The sequence below is a fragment of the Geodermatophilus nigrescens genome, from assembly GCF_900129495.1.
Taxonomy (GTDB): domain Bacteria; phylum Actinomycetota; class Actinomycetes; order Mycobacteriales; family Geodermatophilaceae; genus Geodermatophilus; species Geodermatophilus nigrescens.
Genome location: NZ_FQVX01000002.1, coordinates 1,059,997 through 1,078,707, shown reverse-complemented (window position 1 = coordinate 1,078,707; position 18,711 = coordinate 1,059,997). Strand labels below are relative to the sequence as shown.

Annotated in this window: 20 protein-coding genes; 9 read left to right on the top strand and 11 right to left on the bottom strand. The window is 74.6% G+C overall.

Annotated elements, in window-relative coordinates:
• Window positions 1-32: 32 nt before the first annotated feature.
• On the bottom strand, window positions 33-674 hold the full coding sequence (locus BUE37_RS12695; protein WP_073420463.1) for an HD domain-containing protein: 642 nt from the start codon (window positions 672-674) through the stop codon (window positions 33-35).
• A gap of 26 nt (window positions 675-700) precedes the next feature.
• On the opposite strand from BUE37_RS12695, the gene BUE37_RS23860 reads away from it, so the two are divergent.
• The 3 genes from BUE37_RS23860 (at window position 701) to BUE37_RS12680 (ending at window position 3,436) form a co-directional block, all read left to right on the top strand.
• Window positions 701-1,060, top strand: coding sequence for a hypothetical protein (locus BUE37_RS23860; RefSeq protein WP_073420462.1), 360 nt, complete (start codon window positions 701-703; stop codon window positions 1,058-1,060).
• 107 nt (window positions 1,061-1,167) lie between these two features.
• Entirely contained in the window at window positions 1,168-2,814 is a 1,647-nt protein-coding gene (locus BUE37_RS12685; protein WP_073420461.1) for a nuclease-related domain-containing DEAD/DEAH box helicase, read from the top strand.
• Window positions 2,815-2,848: 34 nt separating this feature from the next.
• Complete coding sequence (locus BUE37_RS12680) at window positions 2,849-3,436, top strand: hypothetical protein (protein WP_073420460.1); 588 nt, start codon at window positions 2,849-2,851, stop codon at window positions 3,434-3,436.
• Window positions 3,437-3,482: 46 nt separating this feature from the next.
• Here the strand turns inward: BUE37_RS12680 and BUE37_RS12675 are convergent, their stop codons facing one another.
• Window positions 3,483-4,334, bottom strand: a complete 852-nt coding sequence (locus tag BUE37_RS12675; protein ID WP_073420459.1) for a phosphorothioated DNA-binding restriction endonuclease — start codon at window positions 4,332-4,334, stop codon at window positions 3,483-3,485.
• A 146-nt stretch (window positions 4,335-4,480) separates the two neighbouring features.
• On the opposite strand from BUE37_RS12675, the gene BUE37_RS12670 reads away from it, so the two are divergent.
• The 3 genes from BUE37_RS12670 (at window position 4,481) to BUE37_RS12660 (ending at window position 7,348) form a co-directional block, all read left to right on the top strand.
• Window positions 4,481-4,993 (top strand): HNH endonuclease, encoded by a 513-nt coding sequence (locus BUE37_RS12670; protein WP_073420458.1) that lies wholly within the window; start codon window positions 4,481-4,483, stop codon window positions 4,991-4,993.
• A gap of 151 nt (window positions 4,994-5,144) precedes the next feature.
• Window positions 5,145-6,020, top strand: a complete 876-nt coding sequence (locus BUE37_RS12665) for a hypothetical protein (RefSeq protein ID WP_073420457.1) — start codon at window positions 5,145-5,147, stop codon at window positions 6,018-6,020.
• Window positions 6,017-7,348, top strand: coding sequence for a DUF4407 domain-containing protein (locus BUE37_RS12660; RefSeq protein ID WP_073420456.1), 1,332 nt, complete (start codon window positions 6,017-6,019; stop codon window positions 7,346-7,348). Before BUE37_RS12665 ends, BUE37_RS12660 begins: the two co-directional genes overlap by 4 nt.
• On the opposite strand, the gene bla is transcribed toward BUE37_RS12660, so the two are convergent.
• From bla to BUE37_RS12640, 4 genes are read right to left on the bottom strand one after another with little or no spacing between them, the layout of a single operon-like run.
• Window positions 7,345-8,253, bottom strand: coding sequence for a class A beta-lactamase (gene bla / locus BUE37_RS12655; RefSeq protein ID WP_083628596.1), 909 nt, complete (start codon window positions 8,251-8,253; stop codon window positions 7,345-7,347). The two genes, BUE37_RS12660 and bla, sit on opposite strands and share 4 nt — an antisense overlap.
• 10 nt (window positions 8,254-8,263) lie before the next feature.
• The gene (locus tag BUE37_RS12650; protein ID WP_139252939.1) at window positions 8,264-8,779 is read right to left on the bottom strand and encodes an HAD domain-containing protein; all 516 of its coding nucleotides are present in this window, start codon (window positions 8,777-8,779) and stop codon (window positions 8,264-8,266) included.
• Window positions 8,780-8,806: 27 nt separating this feature from the next.
• On the bottom strand, window positions 8,807-9,988 hold the full coding sequence (locus BUE37_RS12645; RefSeq protein WP_073420454.1) for a hypothetical protein: 1,182 nt from the start codon (window positions 9,986-9,988) through the stop codon (window positions 8,807-8,809).
• 15 nt (window positions 9,989-10,003) lie between these two features.
• Window positions 10,004-11,215 carry a hypothetical protein gene (locus tag BUE37_RS12640; protein WP_073420453.1) on the bottom strand — a complete coding sequence of 404 codons (1,212 nt, stop codon included), beginning with the start codon at window positions 11,213-11,215 and terminating at the stop codon, window positions 10,004-10,006.
• Between the two features lie 162 nt (window positions 11,216-11,377).
• Between BUE37_RS12640 and BUE37_RS12635 the strand changes: the two genes are divergently transcribed.
• Window positions 11,378-12,121 (top strand): endonuclease/exonuclease/phosphatase family protein, encoded by a 744-nt coding sequence (locus BUE37_RS12635; protein ID WP_073420452.1) that lies wholly within the window; start codon window positions 11,378-11,380, stop codon window positions 12,119-12,121.
• Here the strand turns inward: BUE37_RS12635 and BUE37_RS12630 are convergent.
• Window positions 12,111-13,310: an SMP-30/gluconolactonase/LRE family protein gene (locus tag BUE37_RS12630; protein ID WP_073420451.1), complete on the bottom strand. Its 1,200-nt coding sequence runs from the start codon at window positions 13,308-13,310 to the stop codon at window positions 12,111-12,113. The genes BUE37_RS12635 and BUE37_RS12630 overlap by 11 nt on opposite strands.
• 164 nt (window positions 13,311-13,474) lie before the next feature.
• The gene (locus BUE37_RS12625) at window positions 13,475-14,317 is read right to left on the bottom strand and encodes a trypsin-like serine protease (protein WP_175562860.1); all 843 of its coding nucleotides are present in this window, start codon (window positions 14,315-14,317) and stop codon (window positions 13,475-13,477) included.
• A 130-nt stretch (window positions 14,318-14,447) separates the two neighbouring features.
• On the opposite strand from BUE37_RS12625, the gene BUE37_RS12620 reads away from it, so the two are divergent.
• On the top strand, window positions 14,448-15,260 hold the full coding sequence (locus tag BUE37_RS12620; protein ID WP_073420449.1) for a hypothetical protein: 813 nt from the start codon (window positions 14,448-14,450) through the stop codon (window positions 15,258-15,260).
• 91 nt (window positions 15,261-15,351) lie between these two features.
• Window positions 15,352-16,743 carry a DUF4407 domain-containing protein gene (locus BUE37_RS12615; RefSeq protein ID WP_073420448.1) on the top strand — a complete coding sequence of 464 codons (1,392 nt, stop codon included), beginning with the start codon at window positions 15,352-15,354 and terminating at the stop codon, window positions 16,741-16,743.
• A 143-nt stretch (window positions 16,744-16,886) separates the two neighbouring features.
• Here BUE37_RS12615 and BUE37_RS12610 read toward each other — a convergent pair whose 3' ends face one another.
• From BUE37_RS12610 to BUE37_RS12600, 3 genes are read right to left on the bottom strand one after another with little or no spacing between them, the layout of a single operon-like run.
• Window positions 16,887-17,258: a DUF1330 domain-containing protein gene (locus BUE37_RS12610; RefSeq protein WP_073420447.1), complete on the bottom strand. Its 372-nt coding sequence runs from the start codon at window positions 17,256-17,258 to the stop codon at window positions 16,887-16,889.
• A gap of 30 nt (window positions 17,259-17,288) precedes the next feature.
• The gene (locus tag BUE37_RS12605) at window positions 17,289-18,029 is read right to left on the bottom strand and encodes a hypothetical protein (RefSeq protein WP_073420446.1); all 741 of its coding nucleotides are present in this window, start codon (window positions 18,027-18,029) and stop codon (window positions 17,289-17,291) included.
• Window positions 18,026-18,706, bottom strand: a complete 681-nt coding sequence (locus BUE37_RS12600) for a helix-turn-helix domain-containing protein (protein WP_073420445.1) — start codon at window positions 18,704-18,706, stop codon at window positions 18,026-18,028. Before BUE37_RS12600 ends, BUE37_RS12605 begins: the two co-directional genes overlap by 4 nt.
• Between the last annotated feature and the right edge of the window lie 5 nt (window positions 18,707-18,711).

Here is an 18,711-nt window from a genome sequence, read left to right as displayed (position 1 = left end):
TTCCAAATGTGGCGTGGCGTCCGAGAGCCCGGTCAGTGGGCGCTGCTCGGAATCTCGGCCGGGACATCGGAGCCGTCCGTGCCCGCCGCGACGAGCAACTCGTCGACGGCACGGCGGAGGGCCCCTGCGATCGAGGTGCCAGGCAGCCGCTCGGCGACCGCTCGCTCGACGCTCGTGTAGTACCAGAGCAGCTCGTCGCGCGAGGCGTTGAACGTCTTCCAGAAGTCCTGCCCGTAGCGGCGGACGTCGGCGGCGATGCAGAGCCCGTTGTGCGTCTTGTCCGCCGCGGTCACCAGCAGGGCGTCGAGGGACTTGTCGCTCAGCCCGGCGATGTACGGCCGCTTGCGCTCGGCCCACGTCCCGCTGCGGTTGCCGTCGGCGTCCAGTCCGTCCGAGCAGGCCCGCACGATGTCCGCGACGTCGTCGCCGAAGCGCGACCGGGTGTCGGCCAGGACGGCGCCGCCGGTGCCCTTCGGCGCGTCCTCGACGGCGTCGTGCAGCAGCCCGGCGATCGCCTGGACCTCGGTGCCGCCGTGCTCGAGCACCAGCGCGCTCACGCTCATCAGGTGCGTCAGGTAGGGCACTCGCGAGCTATCGCGCAGCTGCGTCCGGTGGTGCTCCGACGCGTACGCCAGCGCCTCGCCGTAGCGCCCCGACAGCGGGCCGCTGCCCATCTCCCGCACTCCTCAAGCGGCACGTCGTGCGGCCGGCGTTGCGCAGCCTCGTGGTGAAGGTCGCGGCGGGCACCCCGCTGGTGGCCGCCGACCGCCCCAGTTACGTCGCGCTGCACCCCGCCGAGGACCGGCCGGTAGCGGCGTACGTCCACGCGCACCGCATTTCGATCGTCCTCGACCCGGTCGACGCGCGGGCCTTCGGGGAGGAGGACGCCTCCGTCCGGGTGCAGGAGGTGTCGGCGAGGTCCTGGCACGTGCACGTGCCGGAGGCGGCACTGGCCGACAAAGCGACCCGTCGGCGGACGAGGGACCACCTCGGCCGCGCCTTGATCCGTGCGTCCGGCCGTACCGCCACGGGCGCTCCGTCCGGCGACCGGCGCGCGTAAGCCGCCTCGGGCACGCGGTGTCCGGACGGCGACACGGGGCCCGGGTGCGTCACCGTGTCGGACCTCCCTGTCACCCTCCGTCGGGAACCGAGTCCACGGGGGTGTACATGACGGCACGGGTCTTCCCGGCCGAGCCGGTCTTCGAGTCGCACGCCGAGCGGCAGTTCGCCGAGGCGTTGCGCGACCAGCTGCCCGACGACGCCGTCCTGGTCTGCGGCCAGCGCTTCAGCGACCGGCGCGAGGACCGCGAGGTCGACGTCATCGTCGCCTGGCCCGGCTTCGGCATCGCCGTCGTCGAGGTCAAGGGCGGCAGCGTGTCCCTGCAGGGCGCCGAGTGGCGCCAGACGAGCAACGGGGAGAGCCGGCGCATCCGCCCGGTCGACCAGGCCGTCCGCTGCAAGTACCTCCTGCGCGAGTACCTGCGTCGGGACCGGCGGTGGCGGGCCGGCGACCCCCGGATGGTGCACCTCGTCGCCTTGCCGGCCACCGTCCTCCCGGAGGACTTCACCGCGCCCGACGCACCGCGCTGGACGGTCATCGACCGCACCGACCTGGGGCGGGCGGCGGCCCTCGTCGCGTCCGCCCTGCGGCAGTGCGAAACCGAGGCCAAGCCGCCGACCGCCGACGACGTCGAGGTCCTCGTGGACTGCCTCGCCGGTGTCGGCATCCCGCAGCAGGACCTCCTCGCGCAGTTGCACGAGCGCGAGTCCGAGTGCGACCTGCTCACCCGCGAGCAGGCACGCGTGCTCGACATGCTCGAGGACATCCGGCGGGTCGAGGTCCGTGGCGGGGCGGGCTCGGGCAAGACGTGGCTGGCGCTGGAGAAGGCCCGCCGGCTGGCGCGGAGCGGTGAACGGGTCGCCGTCATGTGCTACTCGCGGGGGCTCGCGGAGTTCCTCCGCCGGCGGGTGGCGACCTGGCGGCCGAAGGAGCGCCCTGCCTACGTCGGCACCTTCCACGGCCTCGGCATCGACTGGGGCGTGCCGCCGGGCAGCGACGACGACAGCGGCTACTGGGAGCACCGCCTTCCCGACCGGATGGTCGCGCTTGCGGGCGCCCTGCCGGAGGAGGAGCGCTTCGACGCCGTCGTCATCGACGAGGCGCAGGACTTCGCCGAGAGCTGGTGGCCCGCGGTCGTGGCGGCGCTGCGCTCGCCGGACGACGGCCAGCTCTACGTCTTCGCCGACGAGGGACAGCGGGTGTTCGCCCGCCAGGGCCGGCCGACCGTCGAGCTGATCCCGTTCAACCTCAACGAGAACCTGCGGAACACCAAGCAGATAGCCGGGACGTTCGGCAGCCTGACGCCGACGCAGATGCGCAACCGCGGGGGCAACGGGGTGCCCGTGCGGTTCGTCCCGTGCGCGAGCGAGGACGCCGTCGCCGCGGCCGACGACGCCGCCGACGCACTGCTGGAGGAGGGCTGGCCGCACGAGGCGGTCGCGCTGCTCACGACCTACCACCGGCACCCCGTGCAGGTGGAGCGGCAACAGGACGGCCAGGACGCCTACTGGAAGACCTTCTGGGAGGGCGACGACCTGTTCTACGGGCACGTGCTCGGGTTCAAGGGCCTCGAACGGCCGGCCGTCGTACTCGCGGTCAACGGCTTCCGGGACGAGGCGCGGGCGCGGGAGATGCTCTACGTCGGCCTCTCGCGTGCGCGTGACCTGCTGGCCGTCTGCGGTGACCTGGAGCTGATCCGCCGCGTCGGCGGCGAGGCCGTCGTCCGTCGGCTGACGGCCGAGCGGGAACAGTGAGGCGACCGGCTCCCCTGAAGCGGAGGCGGAACCCGTGACGAAGCTCAATCACGGACGGCCGGCGCTGAGGACCACCGACGCGGGCGGAGGGGAGCGCATCCGCACGATCGCGGAGGAGCTCGCCGCCTCTCAGCGCGCCCGGTCCGACTCGGAACCCAGGCGCTGCCGCAGTTGCGGGAACCGCGGTCACGTCATGGACGGCGCCTGCCGTGCCTGCCTCGCCGACGAGCGGGTCATCAAGTCGGCGAACCGTAAGCTGCACCCGAGGAAGAACGGGAAAGGCAACAGTCAGGGCCGGCTGGCGTACGTCGACGAGCCGCAGGGGAAGATTGATCGTCGCGCCCTGCAGCGTCAGATCGATGAGGCCCGTGCGCGCATCGCCGCACGGAAGAGGCGGGTCTCCCACGCGCCGAGGCCCCAGGCGGGTCCGCGACCGGGAGGTCGTGTCGTCGGTACTGCGGATCTCAAGAAGGCGGAGCGGGCCGTCGAGGACGCCCGCAAGGACCTGCTCATGGCGCGGTCCGACTGGGAGAAGGACATCCTCCGCGGCCGGTACAGGAAGGCGCAGGAGGAGCTGTCGCTCCTGCAGCGGCAGGTCAACGCACGCCGGTCCCTCGGCTGACCGCCGGGCCGCGCCCTCGGCGGGGCGGGCGCCGGCGAGGGCGTGCTCAGGCGGCCAGGGGAGATCCGTGGAAGACCTGCTCGCGGTGCCAGACGACGTGTCTTTCGGCCGGCGTCGGCGTGCCCGGCCGCGGGCGCAGTCGGCGTCCGTGCAGGTCGTAGACCGCCTGGCCGTGCGGCGTGCGAGCGGAGAAGCGCTGCGACACCACGACGGTCAGCTCGTCGTCGAGGCCGAGGACGCCGCGGTCGAACAGCTTGTGGTGCAGCGAGCAGAGCGCCAGAACGTTGTCGAGCTCGTCGGGCCCGTCGACGGTGAACCAGCGGATGTGCGCCGCCTTGAGCGCCACGGGCATGCCGCCGACCTGACCGTCGAAGCCACAGAAGGCGCACTGCCGGTCCCACGCCTCGAGCACCTGCGTCGGCCAGGTGCTGCTGCGCTTCCGCTCGGCGACGGGATCGCCCGCGCCGCCGTGCAGGAGCTCCGGGTTGAGTCCGACGGCGATGAGCACGTCGGGCGCCACGGTGGCCGGGAAGTGTGCCTCCACCAAGCCGCGGGCGACGTCGCCCACCAGCGCCGGACGGGACCGCAGCGCAGCTTCGAGTGACTCCTCGAACCGCCCGGTCACCCCAGCCCGCAGGGTGCTCACCTTGTCCATGGGCACATCCCGGTCCAGCGTCCAGACGCCGTCGGACCGCAGCCGAGTGAAGGGGTAGGCGGCGCTCTGCGCGCGCCCCGTCCGCGACGGTCGCCCGAACTCCTCGAGCAGGTCCGCGAGCTCCTGTTCGGCGACGTCCCAGGGCAGCTCGCTCGATCCGCTGGCCGCCAGCCGGCTCAGCGCGAGCAGCACCAGCAGCGGCTTGTGCGGTGAGCGGCGTCCGTCCTGCTGGTGCTGGCGCAGCTACGCCAACTGCTCGAGGACCGCGGCCGCCTGAGGATCCGGAACCGTCACGACCCCCAGTCTCTCCGACGGCGGCGCCCCCCTCCGGAGCGAGACGCCGGGGGCCCGGCTGCAACGGGATGCACGAGACAGCCGACCCTCCTCGCGTGACCGCGACCGCCTCCGTCCTCGAACCGTCAGACGTCTACGGCGATGTGGTGAGCGGCGTGCTGCACGAGGTCCTCGGCCGGCCGTGGCTCGTCGCGCTCCTCGCCGTCCTCGCGCTGGTGAAGGTGGTCGGGGTTGGGCGCGCCGTCGTCCACGGCCGGCACCCGCGCGACCCCGTCCGGCGGCTCTCCCGGACCGACCGGCGCGTGGTCCTCGACCGGGCCAGCCACCGGTGCGAGCACCACTCCCTCGTCGAGGGCCGCTGCCGCGCGACCGAGGACCTGCAGGCCGACCACGTGCACCCGCACAGCCGGGGCGGCGCCACCGCCGTCGAGAACGGGCAGGCGCTCTGCCGGCGGCACAACAAGCAGAAGTCGGCGCGCGTGCCGTGGGACTGGCAGCTCCGCCGGCTGGCCCGCCGGCGGGTGGCCTACTCCCCGCCCGGAGTCCCGACGGCGGTCGTGCGCCGGCCGCACCGCCCGTCCGAGGTGACCTCGCCCACGCCTGCTTGAGCGCTGCGGGTGCCGTCTGACCCGAACGGGTGAGCGCACCGTGCCTTCCGTCGGTCCCGCCCGGTACGACTTCCCCTGGACTTCGATCCGATCGAGTTCCGGTGGTCCGAGGTTGTGCTGACGGCGGGGACGTCCCGCAGGTGGGGGAGACGTGTTCCGGGAGCCGCTGCGCCGCGATCCGCTCGTCGTCGGGTGGGCGGCGGTTCTGCTCCTGGCCGGCTTCGTCGCGCTGAGCAACAACACCGAGTGGAGCGGCTCGCTCGAGGCCGACCGCGTCGCCGGCTTCCTCAAGGACCTCGCCGAGGCCTTCCTCTGGTCCTTCTTCCTCCTCCTGCTCCTCGCCTGGCTGCGCGCCAAGGCGTGGCGGGACACCGGCGGCGGCCGCGGACCCGCCCGCGGGCCGCGCCCGCCGCAGCGGCGGGACTCGTCGCTGCCGTGGACCGACCGCTGGATCCGCGACTGGCGCGAGGAGGCCGCCTCCGGCAGGACGGCGACCGGGGTGGAGCCGCAGCTGCTCGCCTGCCGGCACGGCATCGCCGCCGACGCCGGCGCCTCCGACACCCAGGTGCCCGTCCTGCGCGCCCTCTCGGTGAGCCACACGATCGTCCGGCCGGGCTCGGCCGTCCTCGTCACCTGGTGCTTCGAGCACGCCCGCGACGTCGTCGTCGACGGCCGCGGCGGCCACCCGCCCTGCGGCGAGGCGCTCGTCCACGTGCACGCCAGCCGCCGCATCGAGGTCACCGGCCGCAACCGCTTCTCGACGACGCCCGCGGCCACGCCCGTCGTCGTCGCGGTGGCCGTTCCCCAGCTCGACCTGCCCACCGTCGCCGCCCCGCCGCCGGTGTCCCTGTACGCCGACGTCGCCGCCACCGTCGGCGCCCCCTCGCCCGTCACCCAGCGGCTCGACGCCTTCTGGGCCACCCAGGACGCACTGCACCCGCGGATCGAGGTGACGCCGCGGCTCGTCGGCGTCCCCGGCTCGCTGGTCGACAGCCTGCGCCGCGCCACCCGGAAGGACCCCCGGTGACGTCCCTCAGCCGAGCCGCCCTCAGCGAGCACCTGCTCACCGTCGCCGGCGCCAACCGCGAGGTCCTGCGCGAGGCGCCGAAGGAGCGCGGCAAGCAGGTCGCGATGGGTGCGGTCCTGCTCTCCACCGCCGGCCTCGCCGTCGTCTCGGCGAGTTACGCCCTGCACATCGCGCTCCACCTGTGGGTCCCGGTCGCGGTCGTCGGCGGCCTCGTGTGGGGGCTGGTCATCCTCAACCTCGACCGCTGGCTGGTGGTCTCCTCGCCACGCCTGAAGCACTGGTGGAGCACGTTGGCCATGGCGCTGCCGCGCGTGGTGCTCGCCGTCCTCATCGGCGCCGTCGTCTCCACCCCGCTGACGCTCGCCGTCTTCAGCGCCGAGATCGCCACCGAGGTGGAGGTCATGGCCGCCGAGGCCGAGGACGAGTTCAACCAGCGCATGCAGGCCGACAGCCGGACCGTGGACCTGCGGGACAAGCAGACGCGGATCGCCGAGCTGGAGGCCGACCTCGCCGACGGCGTCACCCAGGCCGACGTCGACGAGGACCCCGCCGTCGTCGACATGCAGCGCCGGCTGGACGAGGTGACCGCGCGCTACGAGGCCGCGGAGGCGGCCTACAACGCCGAGATCGACGGCACCGGCGGCACCGGCGACCAGGGATTCGGCCCGGCCACCGACGCCCGCCGCGCCGACCGCGACCGGCTGCGCGCCGAACGCGACGCCCTCGCCGCGGAGCTCGACACGCTCAAGGCGCAGACCTTCGAGTCGCTGCAGGGCGAGGAGGCGCAGAAGACCGTCGACCAGCAGAACGAGTTGGCCGGCCTGCGCGCCGACGTCACCTCGCTGCAGCGGCGGCTCGCCGCCGAGGCCGCCGCGCACGAGGCGGCGGTCGACGACAGCGACGGCATCCTCGCCCGGCTCACCGCCATGTCCCGCCTGGAGGAGGGCAACCCGACCCTGGCGACGGCGCACCGGCTGCTGTTCTGGTTCATGACGGCGATCGAGTGCCTGCCGATCCTGTTCAAGACGATGCTCGCGCTCGCCCCGCCGTCCCTCTACGAGCGCCTGCTCGCCCTCGGCGACGAGAAGGTCGAGGAGCGCGTGCGGCTGCGGATGCAGACCGAGTACGAGGAGGCGGAGGTTCTGGCGCGGTCGGCGCTCGCGGCCGCCGAGGCGCGGGCGGCGCGGACGCTGGAGGCCGAGTCGCGGGCGACCGGGATGGTGCTCGAGGCCCAGCTCGACGTCACCCGCGACGGCGTCGACCGCTGGCGCGACGAGCAGCTGGCGCGCTCACCGCACGTAAACGGCACCGTCCTCACCAAGCGCTAGCCGAGTCCCGCGACGACGACCCGGGCCGCCTCCGCGATGAGTGCGTCGTCGTGGCCGGCGTCCGGCTCGTCCCGGCTCGACATCACCGCCAGCACGATCGGCGCCCGCCCGGGCGGGGTGAGCACGGCGACGTCGTTGCGGGTGCCGTAGGCGCCGGTGCCGGTCTTGTCGCCGACGTCCCAGTCGGCGGGCACGCCGGCGCGGACCAGCGCGTCGCCGGTGGTGTTGCGCCGCAGCCAGTCGAGGAGGTGCGCGCGGTCCTCCTCGGCGATGCGCGGTCCGTCCACCGCGTAGGCGCGCAGCGACCCGGCCAGCGCGCGGGGCGTCGTCGTGTCGCGGGGATCGCCGGGGACGGCGCTGTTGAGCTCCGGCTCGGTGCGGGCGACCTCGGTGACGTCGTCGCCGATGGCCTCGAGCGCCGCGTCGAGTCCGGCCGGCCCGCCGAGCTCGCGCAGCAGCAGGTTGAGCGCGGTGTTGTCGCTGGAGCGCACCGCTGCGTCGCACAGCTCCGCGAGCGTCATGCTCCCGCCGACCCGGGTCTCGGTCACCGGCGAGTACGCCGTCGTCAGGTCCGCGGGGGTGACGGGCACCGGCCGCTGCAGGTCCGCCGGCGACGTCCGCGCCAGCAGCGCCCCGGCCGCCAGCGCCTTGATCGTGCTGGCGTAGGCGAACCGCTCGTCGGCCCGGTGCTCGAGCGTCGCGCCCGAGCCCGTGTCGACGGCGAAGACACCCAGCCGCGCGTCGAACCGCGCCTCCAGGGCGGCGAGGTCCCCGGCGACGTCCGGGGCCGGTGCGCTCGTGGCGGTGGAGGTGGTGGTCGCCGGGGGAGGAGCAGCCGACGGCGAACCGCAGCCCGCCAAGGCGACGGTCACGCAGACGAGACCGGTCAGCGGGGCACGGCGCACGCCCGCCGTTCTACCCGAGCCACTCCTCGACCCGGTCGAGCTGCTCGTGGGTGAGCCCGACGTAGAGGTCCGGCGCGACGACGAGCACGTGCGGGTTCGCGGCCAGCCAGTCGCCGGTGTCGTCGGCCTGCTCGGCGAGGTCGTCGTCGATCCACACGATCCGCCGGTCGGGCTCGGCCGCGGCCACCTCCTGCGCGGCGGTGAGCTTCCACCAGCCCGAGCCGCCGCCGAAGACGCCGAGGAATCCGGTGGGCGCTGCGCCGGCGCGGGCGTGCACGCGCAGCCCGCGCGGCAGGCCCATCGGCTCGGCGAGCAGCCGGTCGGCGTCGCCGGCCCAGGTGGTCAGCCACTGGATCTCCACCCGGCCCGACTCGTGCAGCTCCCGCAGCCGGGCGGTGATGGTCGGGTCCCACGCCAGCCGGTAAACGTTGAACGACCCCTGCTGCCACCCCGCAGGCAGCTCGCGGCGGGGCGCGTTGAGCACGCCGTCGACGTCCAGCAGCAGGATCGGACGGTCATCGGCCATGCCCATGCCTACACGCCGGGGCGGCGCTCAGCCGACCAGGTGCGCGACGTCAGCCCCGGCGCACACCCCGGACGCGAGCAGGATGCCGCCGTCGGCGGAGAGCGCGAGGTCGGTGGGGGCGCCGCGGTCCTCGCACAGGATCACCTGCTCGCCGACCTCACCGGTGGCGAGGTCCACGGGTGCGACGGTGTGGACGTCGCCGTCGCCGAGGTTCAGCCACACCCGTCCGTCCGGGCTGACGGCGACCTCGGCGGCCAGGTGCGGCAGCGCGTGCGCCGCCAGCACGGCGCCGTCGCGGACCGTCACGAGCCGGTGGTCGGCGCCGCTGGTGCTGAGCGAGACCACGGCGGTGCCGTCGGCGAGCACCTGCAGCGCGTGGCCGTGGCCCTCGCTGCCGTCGCCGATGACGTCGACCGGCGCGCCGACCAGCCGCAGGCCGGCGTCGTACTCGGCGAGCACGGCGTCGGAGTCGCCCTCGCCGGGCGCCCGGTAGGTCGTCACCAGTGCGACCAGCCCGCCGTCGGGGCGCAGCGCCAGGCCGGCGACGGTCGCGCCGCCGGGTGCCGCGACCTGCAGGTCGGCGCTCGCGGTGACCGTCCCCGTCGCGACGTCGACCGCCGCCAGCCGGGTGACCTCGTCCCCGCCGACGACGTACCAGCGCAGCGCCGCGTACAGGGTGCGGCCGTCGGGGGACAGGACGGCGGTCGCGCGGTCGGCGGTGCCGAGCTGCGGATCGGCCGGCAGGACGCGGAGCTCCGGCTCCTCCGCACCCGGCGCCTGCACGGTGAACGCGACGTCGAGCGCTTCCTCGTCGTCGCCACCGTCGCCGGACAGCACCGGACCGACGGTCACGACGGTGCCGTCGTCGGCCACGTGCACCTCGGCGCCGAAGCCGCCGCCGGCGTACGGGGCGCCCGCGGTGACGGTGCCGACGGCGAGCCCGTCCGCGCCGGGCACCAGCTCGACCAGCGCGCTGCCCGGGCCGCGGCCGATGCGGGTGTCACCGGCCAGCAGCACGAGGAACGAGCCGTCGTCGAGGGCGACCGCGTCGCGGGGCGTCAGGTCGTCGTCGACGTCGGCGAGGTCGACGGTGTCGAGCAGCCCGGGCGAGGGGACGGCGGGCGCCGTCGCGGTGCCGGCCACGGCGGACGAGCAGCCGGCCAGCAGGACCGCGGAGCAGAGCAGCGCGAGGAGGAGGCGGGTACGCACGGGAGATCCTCCCGGTCAGCCGAGGAGGACGGCGAGGGCGCGGTAGAGGCTCTCGTCCTGCTCGCAGGCGACGGTGGCGGCGACCGTGCGCCCGTCCGCGGCGAGGGCGAGCGGGGCCGGGATCCCGGCCGGGCAGAGCTCGACGTCCGCGACGACCTCACCCGTGTCGAGCTGCACGGCGGCCAGGCCGACGCCCTCCCCGGACCGTCCGTGCACCAGGTGGGCGTGGGTGCCGCCGGGTGCGACGGCGAGGTCGGTACCGATGCCGGGCAGGACGGTGGTTGCGGACACCGCGCCGTCCCGGACGGTGACCAGCCGGCCCTCCCCGGTGTCGAGGTCGCCGGCGAGGACGGAGGCCAGCACGCTGCCGTCGGCCAGCACCGCGAGCGCGTAGCCGGTGCTCTCCTCCTCGTCCACCAGCTCGACGGGCGTGCCGAGCGGCTGCAGGTCGGCGTCGTACTGCGCGAGGACGGCGCCGTCGACGTCGCCCTCGGCGTCACGGTCGGTGCGCACCAGCGCGGCCAGCCCGCCGTCGGGACGGAGCGCCAGCTCGGTGGCGACCGCCTGGCCCGGCGTCTCCACCGCCAGCGGCGCGCTCGTGGTGACCTCCCCGGTGGCGACGTCGACCGCCGCGAGCCGGTTGACCGTGCCGCCGTCGACGGTCCAGCGCAGGCTGGCGACGAGGGTCGCGCCGTCGGGGGAGAGGACGCCGGTGCCGAGGTCGGGGGTGCCGAGCTCGGCGTCGGCGGCGATGCGCACGAGCTCCGGCTCATCCTCGTCCGGCGCGAGGACGGCCAGCGCCAGGTCCTGCTCGCGGCCGCCGTCGCCGCTGCCGGGGTCACCGGGTTCGGGCAGCACGGGTGCCAGCGCGACGACGGTGCCGTCGGGTGCCACGTGCACCTCGCCGAGGTCGGCGAACGGGGCGCCCTCGGTCACGGTGCCGACGGCGAGGCCGCCGTCACCGGGGACCAGCTCGACGACGGCGCTGCGGTGGTCGCCACCGAGGTCGCCGGTCCTCAGGACGACGAAGCCGCCGTCCGGGGCGGCGGCGACGTCGGAGACGCGCAGGTCGCCGTCGACGGCGGCGTCGAGCTCGGTGGCCCCGAGGACCTCGGTGAGCGGGCCGGCGGCGGGCGTCGCGGAGCCCGGAGTGGCGGTGCCGGCGACGGTGGACGAGCAGCCGGTCACGAACAGCAGGGCGACGGCGCCGAGCCGGGACGAGCGCATGCGGGGACTCCTGGGGATCGGGGAGGACTGCCCGCACTCTCGGTCGGCGATCTTGCGGAGACCTTGCGTCTCGCCAACACGGGGGATGCGCACCGCGCGCCGGACCCGTTCCGGTACCCGGGCACGTCAGGGTGTCGGGACACCGCCGACTTGAGGAGCACCGTGCGCATCGGCACCTGGAACGTCAACCGTGTCTACCGCGACTCGGAGAGGGCCCCCGGCATCAAGGCCTGGCTGACCGGACAGCAGGTGGACCTCTGGCTTCTCACGGAGATCCACGGCGACTGGCATGCGCGGGGGGACGGACTCACCGTGTCGCCGAAGCGGAGTTGGGGGGCAGAGCGGCAGCGCTGGGCGGCGATCGAGACGTCCTTGACCGTTACGAAGCTTGCGCCTTCGCTCGGACCGCAGCACCCGGGTGAGGAGGGCCTTGCGATGGCTCGCGTTCGATGCGACGACGCCAATGTCCTTGTTGCATGCTCGGTCCTCCCGCTGGAGGGATCGGGGGAGAACTGGGTGGGGCTCCCGGAGGGACGCCTCAAGCAATTCCGCTTCGTGCTCCGGCATCACATCGACCGCATCAACTCCGAACGGCGGGCGGGCGAAGCGGTCATCTGGGGTGGCGACTTCACGCAGGAGTTGAAGGCTCCGTACTCCGGTGGCACGCCCGATGGTGCGGAGGCGCTGCGGTCAGCATTCGAGGAGCTGGACCTCCGGCCGCTCACCGAGTCGGTCGAGCGCCTCAAGAGCGACCATCCCGCGATTGACCACCTAGCCGTCAGCCCCGAGTTGGCCACGGGACCGGCAGAGACGCATCGACCGCCGTGGTCGGATGGGAAGTACCTCAGTGACCACGCTGCCTATACGGCCGAGATCGCCTGCCCCGGACGCTCCGTCATTCGATGAGGAAGGCCAGGTCGGACCAGACGCCGTCCTCGGTGCAGCCCGCGGTGACGACCACCGTCTGCCCGTCGGTCGCGAGCGCGAGCGGTGCCGCGTACCCGTTCGGGCAGAGCGGGACGTCGTCGACGACCTTGCCCATCGCGACGTCGACCGCCGCGAGGTGGGCCCCGCCCTCGCCGCGGTCGAAGTCGCCGCTGTAGCTGGCGTACACGCGGTCCCCGGACGGAGTGACGGCGAGGTCGAGCGCGGGCCCGGGCAGGTCCGCGGCCGACCGCACCGCGCCGTCCCGCACGCTCACCAGCCGCGACGTCCCGGGGTGCTCCCCGGGCGTCTCGACCGACACCACGACCGTCCCGTCCGGCAGCACGGCCAGCGCGAAGCCGCTGCTGTCCTCCTCGTCGACCACCTCCACCGGCGCACCGACGGGCCGCAGGCCGGCGTCGAACTCCGCGACCAGGGTGCGGTTCAGGGATCCCGCGGCGTCCCGGTCGGCCGTCACGAGCACGGCGACACCGCCGTCCGGGCGCAGCGCCACCTCGTGGGCGCCCACCGTCCCCGGCGACTCCACGCCCAGCGGCGCGGTCGCCGTCACCTCGCCGGTGGCGACGTCGACGGCGGCCAGCCGGGTCGCCGTCCGGCCGTCCACGGTCCAGCGCAGGCTCGCGTACAGCGTGGCGCCGTCGGCGGAGAGGACGCCGCTGCCCGATTCGGGGCCGCCCATCCCGTCCACCGCGCCCACCGGCCGCAGCTCCACCTGGGGGCTGCCCGGCGCGAGAACGGCCAGCGCGAGGTCCGGTCCGTCGGAGCCGTCGAGGGCGACGTCGCCGGACTCGGGCGGGACCGAGGCCAGCGCGACGACCGTCCCGTCCGCCCCGGCCACGAGTTCACTGGGGTGCGCGAAGGCGGGCGCCTCGGTCACCGCGCCGACGGTCGGGCCGCCGTCGCCGGGGACCAGCTGGACGAACGCGCTGCGACCGCTGCTCCCCGCCTCCGCGATGAGCAGTGCGGTGACGCCGCCGTCGGGGGTGGCGACGACGTCGGCCACGCGCAGCAGCCCGTCGGCGCTGGGGTCGAGCGAGGTGGCGGCGGGCGGTGCGGCGACCGAGGCCGCCGGGCTCGAGGTGCCGGCGACGCTGGTCGAGCAACCGGCGAGGAGGAGCACGGCGACGGCGCCGAGTCGGGACGGACGCATGGCGGGGGCTCCTGGGTGCGGGGGAGCCGCCCGGTCCGGCGGCCCTCGCTCGCAGGGTGGGCCGCCGTGCTTGACCTCCACTTGCGTCCGACGAGGACCGGCCCGGAGACGACGGAGGCCGCCCCACCGCGACGCTGCGGCGGGACGGCCCCGTCAGGACTGCGTCAGAGGGTGACGAACTCGATCTCGTCGGCCTCGTCGCCGGCCTTGTCCAGGATGAAGTCGATGACGTCCTGGGTGTCGGTCCGGTAGGCGAAGCCGGTGCCGGCGCAGGCGCCGTTCATCACGAACGAGTTCACCGCGGTCACGGTGTCGCCGACGAGGACCGGGCCGCCGGAGTCGCCGAAGCACGTGCCGCCGCGGCCGCCGCCGGGGTTGGTCGACAGCTTCACGTTGTAGCCGCCGGCGTTGGTGCCGTTGAGCCCGATGACGAAGCTCTCGGCGGTGAGCCTCTCGCGGTAGGCGACCTGCTTGGTCTGGCTGCCGTTGCTCTCCTGCACGCCGTAGCCGGAGATCGTCGTGGTCGCCGAGTTGCCCGGGTGCGAGCGCTTGTAGCTGTCCAGCGAGCCGGCGGTGGCCAGCGAGGCGTACTCGGTGATGTCCGGGTACACCTCCGTCACCGGCTCGTCGAGGATCATCAGCCCGGCGTCCTTGGTCTCGGGGATGTTGCCGAGCCCGGTGTAGCCGTACGAGTAGATCTCCGACGACGTCACGCCGTACTCGTCGTCGTACGGGTAGGCAGTGCCCAGCGCCTGGACGTCCTGCTCGAAGTACACCCGCGCGCTCGTGGCCACGGTGCCCTGGTCGTCCAGGGTCACGCAGTGCCCGGCCGTCAGGAAGACGGTGTCGGTGAGCAGGCTGCCGGAGCAGCGGTGGGTGGCGTTGCCGTCGGCGTCGAAGAAGACGGCGAGACCGACGTAGTCGTGCTCGTTGTCGTCGGTGAAGTTGCCCGTGATCGCCTGCGCGGCGGTCCCTCCGGCCAGCACCAGCGCCGATGCCAGTGCCACCGTGGTGACGGTCTTCCGCATCCGGTTTCCCCCTCGGTCACGTGCCGGCCTCGTGCCGGCCGCCGGAGGTTAGGCAGACTTGCTAACGACACGCCAGAGCGGAGACGGATCGTTCCGTAGCGTGAGGGGCGTGGAGACGCCGGACCCGCAGCTCACCGCCCTCGTCGACCGGTACCGCCACCTCGTCGAGCACGGGGCGACGGTCGTGGTCGAGCAGGGACGCGAGATCCACCTCGGTGACATCGAGGCCCGCACCGTCGTCTTCCGCCGCGACGACGGGATCCACCAGGTCGACCGCTTCGACCGTGGGCACCAGTGGTTCGAGATGGAGGCGCGGGACCTCGCCGAGGTCGAGCTCCTGATCGCCGACCGCTTCGGCTCCTCGGTGCACCGGCATCCCGACGCCTGGCGCTTCGACTGCGTGCAGCGTGCCGACGGCCGCGTCGAGGTGCGCCAGGACGGTCGCCTGCGGGCCACCTTCGCCGACCTGCACGGTGCCCGCGTCTTCTCCGGCTTCGCCGCCCTGACGCCGGCGGAGCTGACGGCCACACCGCCGCGGGCCGGCCGGACGGGGTGGGCGCCTCCCGTCGACGACGAGACGCGCGCCGTCCTCGACCGGCTGCGCGACGTCAGGGACCTCGCCGTCGACGAGGACCGCTGCGAGGTGCACCTGGACGAGCACCGGAGGGGCGCCCGCCTCACCCGGGTCAGCGGCGTCTGGCACGTGTGGGAGGGCAACGACCACTCCGTCCCCGGCCCGCCGACCCTCATGACGACGGCGGCCGACGTCGTCGAGCACCACCTGCGCCTCCGCTTCGCCGGCGACCCCGCCCCCGGCGAGCCCGTCGGCGAGCTCGTGCGCGACGGCGTCGTGGTCGCCCGCGGCGCCGGCGTCACCACCGGGCTGCTTCACGCGCTCGGGGACGGCGTGGGACGCGTGTGACGACCGGGTCCCGACCACGACCGGGACTGCCGATCACTCGGGGGAGCGGCGGACGAACCACGACCCCCGGCGCTCGGGGAGTGCTGACCACATGGCTGGACGACGACGGCTCCAGGACCGTCTCGCGGTCCTCGGCGGCGCGCGGCCCGACCTGCTCGAGTCGGCGCCGGGTGCGCGGCCGCGGTTCGCCGCGCTCGGCGGCGTCCTGCTGAGCACCGGTGGCCTCGCCGTCGCGTCGGCGTCGTTCGCCCTGCACATGGCCCTCGGCGTCTGGTGGCCGTTCGCGCTGCTGCTCGGCCTCGGCTGGGGCGCCGTCGTGGTCAACCTCGACCGGATGCTGCTCGTCGGCATGGCGCACGACGCCTCGCTCAAGCGGAACCTCGCCCTCGCCGTCCCGCGCGTGGGGCTGGCGCTGGTCCTCGGTGTCGTCGTCGCCACCCCGCTGACGCTGCAGGTGTTCCACAAGGAGATCGACGCCGAGATCACCGTCATGCAGGCCGAGGCCGCCGACGCCTACCGCGAGTCGCTCGAGGCCGACGCGCGCTTCGCCGGGCTGGACGAGCTGCGCGAGAAGGTGGCGCTGGAGCAGGACGTCGTCGCCACCGGCGGCTCGGCCGACCCCGCGCTGGTCGCCGTCCAGGCCGACCTGACCGCCACGCAGGCCGCCTACGACGCCGCCCTCGCCACCCAGCGCGACCTCGAGGCCCGCGCGCAGTGCGAGCTCGACGGCACCTGCGGCACCGGCGACGCCGGTACCGGCGAGGCCTACCTGCAGGCCCGGGCCGCCGCCGACGCGCAGGCCGGCGTCGTCGCCTCGGCCCGTGCTGAGCTGGACGACGCAACTGATGCCGCCGCCGGCGCGGAGGCGCGCAGCGCCGACCTCGCCGCCGCCGCGCTCGCCACCGACTCCGCCGAGCTGGCCCGGCTGACCGCCGAGCTCGACCGGCTGCAGGCCGCCTTCGACAGCACCAACGAGGGCTCGGGCGGCATCCTCCTGCGCCTGGAGGCGCTCGACCGGCTCAGCGAGCGCAACGCCACCCTGGCCGCGGCCAAGTTCATGCTGTCGCTGCTGTTCATGTGCGTGGAGATCCTGCCGGTGCTCATGAAGGTGCTGCTCAACTTCGGCCCGCCGACGGCCTACGACCGGCTCGCGGCGCTGCGCGACAGCGGCGATGTGGACATCGAGGAGCTGCAGCAGCAGTCGCGGCGCTCGGTGGCCGAGGCCAAGGAGGAGCTGCTGGTCATGGCCGAGCAGGAGCGGCTGGACCGGCAGAAGGCCGCGATCCGCGTCCGCCGGCTCGCCGCGCTGGCCCAGGAGCAGATCGACGCCGAGGAGGCCGCGCGCCCGGTGCCGCAGCCTGCGCCTCCCGTGGACGAAGCCGGCCGCATCTGGGACACCGGCCCGATCCGGCTGGCCCGCTCGGCCGCCCGCACCATCCGCCCGACCCGCCGCCCGGGCGCCCGGGTGACCTCCGGCGTCTGACCGGCTCGCCGGTCACGCACCTGGACGCTCCCCTCGGGTGGTGTCCTGCCGGACGCTCGTGCTCTGCCCACGGTGACGGGGCAGAGCACGACTGTCTCTAGGGGGACATCGCGTCCCGTCGGCGCAGCCGCGCCCGGTGAGGATCAGCCGCGCTGCCACTCCGTGGTCGGCTGCAGCACGGCCTCGGTCAGCGCCTCGGTGCGGAAGTGCGTGAACTGCTGGTACTCGGGATCGGCCACCATGCGGCTGAACGCCTCGCGCGAGGGATAGCGGACCAGCAGTACGGCGTCCCAGTCCTGCCCCTGCTCGGCCACCAGCGGGGTGCCGCCGTTGCCCGCGTAGAGGACCTCGCCGCCGTGGCGGGCGAGGAACGTCTCCGACAGGGCCTTCGCGTACTTGTCGTAGGACGCGCGCCCGCCCTCGGCGAACCGGAGCAGGTTGAGCATCACCACCGGGCCGCCCGGGTCCTCCTGGAGGAAGCGCTTGAGATCGGCACCGCGGGGATCGATCGCCATGGCCGGACGCTAGCAACGCGCCTCCGGGGCTCAGCCCAGGAGCAGTCGCCACACGGCGTAGCCGTCGTCGGCCGCGTCGCCCAGTGCCCGCCACTCGGCGGCGTCCGGATCCCCCAGCACGCGGTCGAGTCGCTGCAGCCGTTTGCGGTCGCTGCCGGCGAAGCGGGCCCGCTCGGCAAGTGGGTCGCTCATCAGGCTCGCGAGGAAGGCGGCGTCGCCGCTGTGCCGGGCGCGGTCCCGGGTGGTGGTCTGCCAGGCCGCCGCCTTGAGCACCAGCGCGCCCAGGAGGTCCCGTACCGGCACGGTCGCCGACCGGCTCCCCTTGACGACGGCGAGAGGTGTCGCCCGTCGCAGCGCCTGGTGGCCGCCGTCGATCTGGATGGTGTCCCCGCCGGCCGCGGTCCGCAGCGACCAGCGCGGCGGGGAGTGGTCGGGCGCCAGGACGTCGACGACGGCGCCGTCGGCCTGGCGGCGGAAGCGGTACACCTTGCCGGTGCTGTCCGGCTCCGGGCGCAGGTCGAGCTGGCGCACCGCCTGCACGCAGCGGCTCAGGCCGGCCCGGTCGCTGAGGAGGTCGGCCAGCACGTCGACGTCCTGACTGGCCCGGGTGGGCGCCCGGCCGGCGGCGATCCCGTGCAGCATGACCATCTGCCCGCCCACGAGCACCCAGCCCGCCGGATCGAGCTGCGCGGCGATGTCGAGCACGAGGTCCCACAGCCGGTCGAGCGCACCGGTCAGCGGCGGGAGGACGACCGTCGCGGGAGCGGTCATCCCCGAAAGGCGACCAGCGCCGCGGTGAGCAGGTCCAGCCCTGCCCGCCTGGTGCGGACGTCGGAGGACTCGGCCAGGTCGACGGCGACCACCGCCACCGGCATGTGCTGCCGGCCGGCCAGCGGCAGGTCGGCGAACCTCGGGACGCGGACGACGACGTTCGGCTCCCCTCGGTCCGACAGGCCGAGGTCCCGGCGGAGTCGCTCGAGCGTGCCCTCGGTGCAGTAGCCCTCGACCGCCGCGCCGGCGGCGACGATGTCCGCTCCCACCGCGTCGGCCGCGGACAGCCCCGAGGCGACGAAGCCCTCCACCGCGGACACCCGGTCGCGGTACGCCGGGAGTGCCCGCAGCTCCCGGCGGTCGGCGCGCTCACGTGCCGCCGCCACCACCTGCTCGGCGTCCGAGGACCGGAGCCGCGCCGCGACCCGGGACCGGGCCGACCGGTCCAGCCAGTCCGCGCGCTCGCCGGACAGCTCCCAGAGGGTCGCCCAGGCGGTCGGTGCCGCGAGGAGGCGGCCCGGGCCGACGGGCATCCGGGCGCGCTCGTCCACCGCGTCGTCCGGGAGGACCAGAGTCCGGCCGATCCGCTCCGCCGGCAGGGTCCCGGTCCGGACCAGCCGGCGCACCTCCTGGGCGCTGACGCCCAACCGGGCCGCTGCCTCGTCGACGGTCAGCACGGGCG